This window comes from Peptoniphilus sp. BV3C26 (assembly GCF_000478985.1).
GTDB classification, from domain to species: domain Bacteria; phylum Bacillota; class Clostridia; order Tissierellales; family Peptoniphilaceae; genus Peptoniphilus_B; species Peptoniphilus_B koenoeneniae.
Genome location: NZ_AWXB01000036.1, coordinates 1 through 1,709, shown reverse-complemented (window position 1 = coordinate 1,709; position 1,709 = coordinate 1). Strand labels below are relative to the sequence as shown.

The following is a 1,709-nucleotide window of genomic DNA, read 5'->3' as shown; positions in this document are numbered from 1 at the left end:
ATAAAAATAAAATAGTGTGATTTGAATTTCTTTCCTTAGAAAGGAGGTGATCCAGCCGCACCTTCCGATACGGCTACCTTGTTACGACTTCACCCCAGTCATTAACCCTACCTTCGACGTCTGCTCCCTTACGGTTAGCTCGACGGCTTCGGGTATTGCCAACTCCCATGGTGTGACGGGCGGTGTGTACAAGACCCGAGAACGCATTCACCGCAGCATTCTGATCTGCGATTACTAGCAACTCCGACTTCATGTACTCGAGTTGCAGAGTACAATCCGAACTGGGATCGGCTTTATGGGGTTTGCTTTACATCACTGTTTCGCTTCCCTTTGTTCCGACCATTGTAGCACGTGTGTAGCCCAGGGCATATAGGGCATGATGATTTGACGTCATCCCCACCTTCCTCCGATTTGTCATCGGCAGTCCCACTAGAGTTCCCATCTTTACATGCTGGCAACTAATGGTAAGGGTTGCGCTCGTTGCGGGACTTAACCCAACATCTCACGACACGAGCTGACGACAACCATGCACCACCTGTATTGAGGCTTCCGAAAAAGAATACTTATCTCTAAGTACGTCCTCAGTATGTCAAGCCCTGGTAAGGTTCTTCGCGTTGCTTCGAATTAAACCACATGCTCCGCTGCTTGTGCGGGTCCCCGTCAATTCCTTTGAGTTTCATGCTTGCGCACGTACTCCCCAGGCGGAGTGCTTATTGTGTTTACTGCGGCACCGAGGTCTCCCCCGACACCTAGCACTCATCGTTTACGGCGTGGACTACCAGGGTATCTAATCCTGTTTGCTACCCACGCTTTCGTTCCTCAGCGTCAGTTTGTGTCCAGCAAGTCGCCTTCGCCACCGGTATTCTTCCTAATATCTACGCATTTCACCGCTACACTAGGAATTCCACTTGCCTCTCCACATCTCAAGAAATACAGTTTCAATTGCTTACAGAGGTTGAGCCTCTGCCTTTCACAACTGACTTGCATTTCCGCCTGCGAACCCTTTACGCCCAGTGATTCCGGACAACGCTTGCCCCCTACGTATTACCGCGGCTGCTGGCACGTAGTTAGCCGGGGCTTCCTCCTATGGTACCGTCATTATCTTCCCATAGGACAGAGCTTTACGATTCGAAAACCTTCTTCGCTCACGCGGCGTCGCTGCATCAGGGTTTCCCCCATTGTGCAATATTCCCCACTGCTGCCTCCCGTAGGAGTTTGGACCGTTTCTCAGTTCCAATGTGGCCGTTCACCCTCTCAGGCCGGCTACCCATCGTTGCCTTGGTAGGCTATTACTCTACCAACTAGCTAATGGGACGCGAGTCCATCTTTGACCGCCTCAGCTTTGATTATCTTCTCATGCGATCTGATAATGTTATCTGGTATTAATCCCGGTTTCCCGAGGCTATCCCTGTGTCAAAGGCAGGTTACTCACGTGTTACTCACCCGTCCGCCGCTAATCCATCTTATCTTCTCCCCGAAAGGATCTGTTAAAATTTCATCGCTCGACTTGCATGTGTTAAGCGCGCCGCCAGCGTTCGTCCTGAGCCAGGATCAAACTCTCAATTTAAATTTAATCTTGCTCTTTTCAGAATTCTGGTGTCCTTTTTTCAAGAACTTTCCGCTTTAAGCTTTGTGTTTGTTTTATTCTCTTCACACTATTTATTTTTCTTGGTTCTTGCTGTCTTTTTTTAGACAGCTTATTTAGTATA

At 49.0% G+C, this 1,709-nt stretch carries 1 rRNA gene; it reads right to left on the bottom strand.

Annotated elements, in window-relative coordinates:
* Window positions 1-39: 39 nt before the first annotated feature.
* A 16S ribosomal RNA gene (locus tag HMPREF1253_RS03150) occupies window positions 40-1,567 on the bottom strand.
* Between the last annotated feature and the right edge of the window lie 142 nt (window positions 1,568-1,709).